The sequence below is a fragment of the Bacillus sp. BML-BC051 genome (assembly GCF_019656175.1).
Classification (GTDB): Bacteria; Bacillota; Bacilli; order Bacillales; family Bacillaceae_G; genus Bacillus_A; species Bacillus_A mobilis.
The window spans coordinates 1-9,285 of sequence record NZ_BPLI01000095.1; the positions used below are offsets into that span (position 1 = coordinate 1).

Below are 9,285 nucleotides of genomic sequence, written 5' to 3' on the forward strand. Positions count from 1 at the left end.
TTTTATAGGGTTCAGTTCATCACACTCCCGCTCTTTTTTCTTTTAAATACGCTAGCAAACGCTCTTCTTCTTGCATCTTTGCATCCCAAGAACCAGCTTCTTTTTGATAGAAGCGCCTTGTTTGCATTTCATTTAAGTTATAATATAACCGGTCATCATCAAAATCATAGTAACCATGGTCACATTCCTCCGTTTTTTTTGATGCCCCCTTCATTGCTCCATAATCACGTTCTTCAAATAATTTTTGTATGCGTTCTAAAAGTTTGTTAGCGTCATCATACACTTCTTTTATTTCTGGATCATAAAACGGATTACGTATATATTCAACAAAATTTATAACTTCACCCTTATTCTGAGCTTCAATGCTTCGCATTGCCTCCATCATTGAAACCATATCCCGAATACAATCACCAATATAGCCGTCTAAATGATTATATAGTTCTTCATCCACGTGGTCATACAAAAACGCGATGTCTAGATATTTAAGATGGCCAACAAACCAGTCAATCAAAGTTCTGAAGTAACCTAAAAACCCCTTCGTTGTTTTATTTTTGTACATAAAAATATCTTGAGTCATAGACTCCAAATCCTTTAAATACCCATCAAACGCTTCCTGCATTCTATAATTAATAACATCCACCAATACCTGGCGGTCTTTATAGAACTGCCTTAGCTCAACATTCCCCGAATCTTTTTTATTATCTTTAATTGGTACCTGCTTATAATTTTTATATTCATAATCATAAACAAATTTCTTTTCATCGCGAATAACCGTACGGAAGTTTGGATGTCTTCTATCTGATGATTTAATATCTACCTTTGAAACAGTAAATACAATATCCACCAGTCCAAGAGGGCGTTGAATTTTCTCTGTGTTCAAGACCCAAAAATATCCCTTCAAAGGCACCTTGCTATAACCTAGAAATTCACCTCCATAAAACTTCCTTTCATCACCCCTTGGGTATGTAAATCCCCTATCTTCAATATCCTTTTGAAAGTATTCTTGAATTTCTTCAAAGGTAATTTCGCTATTAAAATATAAACTTTGTGATATTTCTTCAAAGGTTAACTTAAATTCTTCTGTATTTTTACGTAAATCCAGCAAGTAAGCAATCAGCTCATCAATAGTGGCATCTTGCATTTGCTCTTTTGTCCATAGATCCATCTAATCACCCCTTCTTTATGTTTTTCAAATCATAATGGAAAACACAATAAAAACAAGAAAACCACGTGAGTTATCACTCACGCGGTTCTTCACCAATCCGGTTAGAAAGGAAGTATCCATGAACACTATACTATCGGTTGTTATAACAAAACCTTTAAATTATTTATCTGCTTTCCCTCATATCATAAGTTTCAATTATTTCACAGATCTTAATACCGTTTTCACCTATCTTATAGGCGTACCGCCAACATTTTAACGAAAATATACGCTAAGCAAATTTCGATATGAAAAAACGTTGATTTTACTACTCTAAGCGATATGAACAATCTCAAAAACGTAGGTATTTGAGAAAAAGGCACTTCAATGTAAAAAGTGTAATAAATAAAAGAGTACCAGTTTGTTAAACATATATTTAAGCAATCGGTACTCTTTTTGTATTTGTTTTAATTAAATTCAAAGGGAAAAAATATTAAACAGCTTGCAAAGGCTTATTTTCAAGTTGGATAGATTTTCTGAAGTCTTCAGCTTCAGCTAACTTTGTAAATTCAACCGTCTTGTTGTGGTTTTTTTTCACAACATTTTCTATTTCAGCCAACTCAACCCGGAAGAATTCTTTTCTTGCATTTACCTTGTTCACTCGTTTATCGGCAAATGCTTGATGAAGGGCATTTTCCAAAGCAGGAGCATCTTCACTAAAGATCATTCCATGTACATCAAACGTAAATGGAACCGATGCATCACCCAATTCTTTCACACGATCCATAGGTTCTAAACGACGAGTCATACCGATTTTAAATACGTTTTCACCAAATGAACCTATATTTGAAATGATATACACGTAACCGGCACGAGTGTTTTGTACTCTGTACAATACATCTTCTTTATTTTTCCGCGTTTGCTCCAGCTGTGCTTCCAATTCTTTAAGCTTCTCAATTAATTTAGCCTGTTGATTTTCAGTTGTTTCAGTCATTTGCATTTTTAACTTTTCAATTGCTTGCTCGAAGTGCTTTTCTTCTTTTTCCACTTTCTCTTTTGCTTTTTCTAACTCTTTTAATGCTTTCGCTTCTTCTCTCATGCGTTCTTTTATCTCAAGCTGCTCTTCTTTTTCTTCTTGTTTCATTTGTTCAAATGAATACTTTAAGTACAACTCTTCGATCTTTAATTTTAAATAACCGGGTGTAATTGATACCTTTTGCATATCAGTGAGTTTGTTCAATTCATCATAAATCTTTTTAATCCTTTTCTCACTTGCTTCCAGGTTAGAGTATTTTACTTTTGTAATGATATTGTCGCATTCATTATTGAATGCTCTCAAGGTAAGTTTAATTGTATCAAGTATGAATTCCTTACCTTTCTTTCTATCATCTCCAATTGTCCAGTCCAAGCGATGAAATGTAGCTTCTTTATCCTTAACCATTTTCTTTTGTTTTTGTCGAATCTCATTCAATTTGATTTGGAATGCCTCTGACGTTTCAAAACCATATTTCGGATTTGTAAATCCAAATGATTGCATAAGTATGTCCTCTTTTAGAAGGATAACTTCTCTTTGCAAACTATCAATCTCTTGAATAATTGCTTGTTTATTGGATGTGAATCCTTCAATCTCCTCGATCAATTTTTGTTTAGATTCGGTTAGATTTACAAGTGATTGAACATCCTCAATTCTTTTTGCAAGGGCATCCTTTTCTGTATTCATATTATCAATTTGAGAGGAAATGCTATTTTTAACTTCCGTTAGGTCTGTAATAGGCTTGAAAGTTTCGAGCTCCGCTAGAACTTCTTGTTTAGCTAATGTTAGCTTTTGCAACTCTTCACTAAGACTGGCAATTTGCTCTTTAACATTTACAACTTTATCAAATCCATTTTCTTCCCAAACTTGTTGTACCTTTTTCATTTCCTTATTTCGGTTAATGATAAGGATGATTGCGATGATAGGGGGGATGATGAGGATCCATAAAGCAAATAAAATTCCAGTTACCCATGGTGAATACAGAAATTTTTCTTTATACATAGTTTTTTTCTCCTTTATTTACTTTTCTATCTTTATATTATAAACTCCCTAACATATTATAAAAAGAAGCTATTTTTATTAGGTTCTTTTCGCAAAGATTGTTGCCAATGGATTATGTTAATCAGTGTTATCAGTAGCAAAGACAAGGCGGAATTATACTCTCACAAGGAATCCGCCTTTTTCTGTTTCTATGACTCTATGCATTTTTTTATACATTTCTATCCTGGCATGGGTTTTAGGGTTCTCGTTTGTTACTGGATTAGCAAAAAAACTGTATAAAACCTTGTATGCTCTTAGCGTGGGGTTTTTCCAAAATGCTGGCGTACCCCTTAGAGTATAAAAACGTTAAAATGTGCGTGCTACCCCAAGCATACAGTATTGGTTTCTGGATTGATGAACACGAAGACATACAATGATCAAATGTCTTTGGAAAATAAAAACGAGAGCGCACGTAACCGCTCTCGTTTTTATTTTTTGTAATTTTCTTCAAACTAATTGACCATGCATCACTTTGTATTTTTTCCATAATCATGAGCTGCATTAACAATACCCACAATATTGTTAATGAGGTCTGTGTAGCAATGGAACCAAAACTTACGTTAAGTATTAGCGGCCATTTATTTTAAGGGTTATTTCGTATATTAGTGGACATTACCAGTAGAATACGCTTTTGTTTTTTTTTAAAACTGAACTTTTTTGCTTCATAAGCATGAAAATGTATCTAAAATTACGCCATTTTCAAATGAAAAGTACATTTTTATTATTTCTAATGTCCGCTAATGATTGTTGCGTTATACTGTTCCATTGCTACACAAAGGCCGGGAACAGTGATGAAGCTAAAAGTGTTTGTGAATTTTTGAGAGAATATGGAATTCAATACTAACTTTACAAATCGATTTATGCTATATTCACATTTATAAACGAGTATTACTAATTACATCATTAATAAAAAAGAGGTGCTTGTGTGAAGGTTAGTAAATTAAAAGTTACTTGTCTATGCTTAATTTTATCTACTGTGATTATGGGATGTACAGAGACAAAAGATACTTCCACAAAAGAGAGGGTTCCTAAGGAAGAGAATAAGGTTGATGAGGCAAAAGAGAGTTCCAACTCGAAAGTAAATACCGCTCCTAACATCGATGAGAATTGCGCAGAGGTATACAGTAAAGAAGAGTGTGAACAGTTTGCAGCATATACACAGTCAGATCCGGGTAAACAAGAGGCGCAGACATCTAAAGAAAAACCTATGCAGAAAGAAGAAAAGTTTACAGCTAGAGAAGTATACGAGAAAATGTACTGGGTATTAGAGCAATGGGGTAGCGGAAAAATATATCCTGCTCCGTATGAAGAGGCTTTGGTAACGAAAAGGCAGGATGGATTATATTACATCAACTCTACGTACGAAATCCGAGGAACATTACATGGGGATGGTGTATATCCGTATGAAATGTTAGTGAGTGATACATTTGAACTGAAAGATGCGTATATGCCGGGTACGTATGGGAAGTATGATCGACCAATGCAGTATGATGCGATAAATGAGTACAATAGGAAAGCAGCGGATCAGGAAGCGATTCGAAAAGCACAAGAAACACCTGAGGATAGGGAAAGGAAACGTAAAGAAGAAGAAGAAAAAGAGAAAAAACGTAAAGAAGTGATGGAAAGTATTTATGGAAAAGACGCAGTAGAAGGTAAGGAAATCGACATGGATAAGAAGGTATTTGGTGAGTAACAAAAGGAGGGATTTGTGTGTGGGATAAGGTTATTGGATATACAGAGATTGTACTTAGAGCTATATCTATGGTTGGTACACGTAGGGATTACAATCTAGGGGTATCGCCAGCATTTTGGAAAAAAACCACTTTAAGAGTTTTTGAGTCAATTTAGCCTTGTTTTAAGTTGTGTTGCATATAAAAGTAGGCTATTTTGAATAAATTGTGTTGCGTTAGCAACCAATTTCAATAGTTTTTCTCGTTTTAATGATATTGTGTTGTATTAAACAGCCTTAGCGTTGTTAAAATCACTTATTTTCATGTCGAAATTTGCTTAACGTGGGTTTTTTCCGTTTTGCGGTCTGTACCCCGTTAATAAAAAATAAAACTTATAAATATAAAACACTTTTAGTCTGTTACCACTTTCAATGAAGCGGCTTTATTTACACATGAAATATTGGTATGAATTCAATTAAAAATAAAGAATAAAAAGGTGATTATATGTTTTGTTGTATTAACTGTTTTAAAAATAAATATATAATTGAGTATATAGAAAATGAAGGGGAGCATGACGATTGTAATTACTGTCTGAGTTGCAATGTACCTGTCATTGATATAGCTAGGATGGGAGAGTTTATTCGTGAGGCCCTTTCAAAGGCATATGTAAATGCAACAACAGATGATATCCCGTACCATCTATACGAAGATTCAGCGGAAACAATTAATGAGGTTTTACGCCATTCACAGTGTATTTTTTCAGCAGAAATAGACGAAAACGATAAGTGTGAAGAACTTATGAAAGATTTGTTTGAATCCAGTGGACCATCATATCGAGATATTGCTCAAGGGGATATTGATGTGTGGGAAAATGGAGAAGCACAGATTATTCTTAAAGATAGTTTTTATGGCGTATATAATAGTGAGTTTGCTTTAAATTGGGAATGGTTCAAAGAAGTCGTTAAACACGGAAATCGCTTTTTTGACTTGAATGGAAATAATTCTAGGGAAAGTATGCTATCAATATTTGATTATTTCTTCGAACTTATGGAAGTAAACCTAGAGGCAGGTTCTTTAATTTGGAGAGCGCGTTCTAATTCAGATGGACCTTTCGAGGATATTAAAGGGCGTTCTTTAGAATGTGGACCTCCGCCATCTAACCGTACCAAATCATTTCGAATGAATCCAGATGGAATCTCATACTTCTACGGGGCAGAAGATAAAGAGACTTGTATAAAAGAAATTAGAGCTGTTGAAACAGACAATGTAGTATTTGGACAATTCCAAACTAAACGCAGTCTGAAACTTATTAATTTAAGTAAGGTTCCAAACATGACACCTTCTTCTATATTTTCTAATGATTATGATCACAATATGGTTTGGGCAAAGGATTTTCTATCATTATTCTGTGCTGAAATTTCAAAACCTGTTGACGAAAATGGTGCTTCAATTGAATATATACCAACTCAAATTTTATCGGAATATATTAGATTAAAAGGCTATGAAGGTGTATGCTACCATAGTAGTTTTACTAAAAAAAACAACTACACACTGTTCTGTGGTAGAAAAAAAACAAGTCCTGTGTATGATAACTTGTATATCAATGATCCTTTAGTACCTGATTTTAAGAAATGGCTAGAGTTAGTTAGATACGAATATGTTAAAACTCAATGTGAAAAGGATTCTTAAACAAACTTTATTACCATAAAGTTTGTTTTTTTATTCGTACAAAAGGAGCAATTACTCCAACATAATGAACCAGAAAGAACCACCTCCAATATAAGTATAATACATAACTATAAAAGAAAAAGAGCCTAGAGAGAAAATTTCAAGTACCGTAAAGATAGAAAAAGAAAACAAGAGCGCATAGACAGAGGCCGCCGCCACGAAAAGAGGGTTAATGGTATATGAATTGGCCTATTTTAAAACCCAGTCATACCAAGGCTTTAAGCGAATTCGATACAACGCAAATATTCCCTAAAAGGACACTTTAGGACCCATAAAAAATTAGATGTAATATGAGCGTGAATCCCTCTAAAAGATGGCCCAAAGTACATGAATTGGCCTATTTTAAAACTCAGTCATACCAAGGATTTGAACGAATTCTACCTTTAATGAAGCACCCAGAAAACCGAGGTTTATACCTTTTCAAAAAAATAAAAATGTGATGCTAAATAGCATCACATTTTCCGTTGAATACTTCCTCTAATTTTTGTAGCGATTCCATTTCTTCCTCAAATCCCTTGAATATATCTATTTCGATTACAGTATCATCTTGCTGTACACCAACATATTCGATTCTCGTACACTTACCTCGTCCTCGTCCTTCATTCAATGGATAGTCGATCAGCCCTTCTTCTTTTAACTGTTGAATTAAACGCTTTAATGTCCTTGGTGCTATCTCTAGCACTTCAACAATCTCTTTCTGGGTTACTTCTACAACCCCGCCATTTTCAATCAAATACTGTACAAATCGTTGTTTATTACCTGTTTTATAGATACCTTTATTAATATTAGGTCTTCTAATAGAGTATTTGAAATCAACACCGGTAACAATAGAAATCCATTTTGAAGATGGACCAGAGTATTTACCGCTGTAAGCATGCTTTATACAGTGTTGAAGTTCACGATCAGTAAAAGAATGGTCACCTTTTTCAGTTACAGTTTTAGACCAGACCGAATACATGAAATTCTCACATTCTTCTTGTGTTTTATTTGTAGCATAGTATAACAAGGCGAGTGTGAAAGCTGCATGATTTCGAAATGAAACCTCACCATCATGAAGCTTTCGAATTGCTTCATGACGCATCATTTGCTCATAAGAGAAATCTAATACTTTGCTATCATTTTCATCTTCTCTGCGCTTATCTCGTTCGTGTAGTAACCATCTGAAATCATTAATACTAAACACTTCTTCATGATATTTACGTACAAAGCGTTTTTTCTGTTTATTGTTTTTTGGAATACTGAAGATATGCGCTGCCGAGGCACATGACGGATCACAAAATTCTCCTAATTGATATATCATTTCCTTAATAATAGACTCGTATAAATGTACTGACTTCGGTGTTCCTGTCATGTTTTTAATTAGAAAAGCTACTTGATAATTACCAGGTGTTTTCGTATCCCAAATCAAGTTCGGTTCTACTTTTAGCTTCTTATGTATGTATCTACGTAATTCTCGCTTTGTCATAACGACACCAGCTGTATCTAAATCGATATCAAGTATAATTACACCTAAAAGGCTTAGCATCTCTTTACTGAAGAATTTGTGACTTATAAATAAGTTAGGTGTAAAGTAATTGTAATTCTTCATTTGTTTTAAAACCTTCTCCAAATTCCGAACAACTTTCTTCTCGTTGACGATCTTCTTTATATGGTCAATATTAAACAGGAAAGACTTCAAGTAAATACGACGTCCCTTTGTGTCTGTTTCTCCACGTCTGTGTTCGAAATTGTCACGGAAAATCAATTCAAAAAATTCACTTTGAGTAACGTTTTTACCAGTATCTCTCGGTACTTTTACAGCATTTTCTTTCTCAAGTTCTGGTTCTATATGAGTCTTATAGTATTGAATCAATAGACTCTTATATTTCTTTTGATTCATTTCACGATCGTTACAAATCGTCTTAGATATATACCTTGTCCCAGTCTTTGATTTTCTAACTTCTTCAAGCCTGGTTGTTACTTGCATTTCCATAGAACGATCCCGCAAATATCCTAAAATGTCGGGATGAACTAGTCGTTCCACATCGTGAACAGTTAACATGTTGTTTTCCTCCCGTTTCCAAAAAGGACAGACAGAAGAAACCCGGATTTTTTCTACGATTAAATACGATTTTTCTATGAATTTATAACATAACAAAGGTGTTCGTAATGGCTTGACGAATACTTTTATTGACGCTATTATAATCATAGAATGATAAACCAAAGGTCTTCTTTAACTTATGTTAGTCTCTTACAAGCTGGAGTGATTAAGCTGATTGGTTAAGGGTTCCGGACCGGGTTCCTACGAAAAACACGATTGATCTTGCCGGATGCTTCGTGTTTTTTCTTTTTGTCTATTTTTAAATCAAAAGCTATATAATTTCTAGCTTTTCACTCTTTTTTAAAACTGATTCCATACGGATCAGTTTTTATTTTTTCTATTTTTACTATCACAGAAAACAAAGAAAAAAGCTAGAGCCATTTCTCTCTTTTTTTACAAGAAAACTTATAAATCTCCTTCATAAAATCGACATTATCCATAACTATCACGAAATTACCAAAAAAAGGGACGCTGAGAAACGTATTCTGACACAAATAACTTTTGGTTTGCGTACAGAACTATTACTAATTGTCTCTCAGAATCCCATGTTTTTTCTTATATAGGGGTCACCATACATGCCCATCAACTTAAG

The 9,285-nt window shown here is 34.0% G+C and carries 5 protein-coding genes; 2 read left to right on the forward strand and 3 right to left on the reverse strand.

The window, feature by feature from the left end; genetic code table 11:
* Nucleotides 1-19: 19 nt before the first annotated feature.
* The gene (locus K5S59_RS27985) at nucleotides 20-1,165 is read right to left on the reverse strand and encodes a hypothetical protein (protein WP_212981973.1); all 1,146 of its coding nucleotides are present in this window, start codon (nucleotides 1,163-1,165) and stop codon (nucleotides 20-22) included.
* 469 nt (nucleotides 1,166-1,634) lie between these two features.
* Complete coding sequence (locus tag K5S59_RS27990; protein ID WP_212981974.1) at nucleotides 1,635-3,176, reverse strand: SNIPE associated domain-containing protein; 1,542 nt, start codon at nucleotides 3,174-3,176, stop codon at nucleotides 1,635-1,637.
* Nucleotides 3,177-4,140: 964 nt separating this feature from the next.
* Between K5S59_RS27990 and K5S59_RS27995 the strand changes: the two genes are divergently transcribed.
* Nucleotides 4,141-4,908, forward strand: coding sequence for a hypothetical protein (locus K5S59_RS27995; RefSeq protein ID WP_212981975.1), 768 nt, complete (start codon nucleotides 4,141-4,143; stop codon nucleotides 4,906-4,908).
* 481 nt (nucleotides 4,909-5,389) lie between these two features.
* The gene (locus tag K5S59_RS28000; protein ID WP_220784107.1) at nucleotides 5,390-6,574 is read left to right on the forward strand and encodes an RES family NAD+ phosphorylase; all 1,185 of its coding nucleotides are present in this window, start codon (nucleotides 5,390-5,392) and stop codon (nucleotides 6,572-6,574) included.
* Between the two features lie 481 nt (nucleotides 6,575-7,055).
* Here the strand turns inward: K5S59_RS28000 and K5S59_RS28005 are convergent, their stop codons facing one another.
* Entirely contained in the window at nucleotides 7,056-8,654 is a 1,599-nt protein-coding gene (locus K5S59_RS28005; RefSeq protein ID WP_212981977.1) for a helix-turn-helix transcriptional regulator, read from the reverse strand.
* Nucleotides 8,655-9,285: the final 631 nt, after the last annotated feature.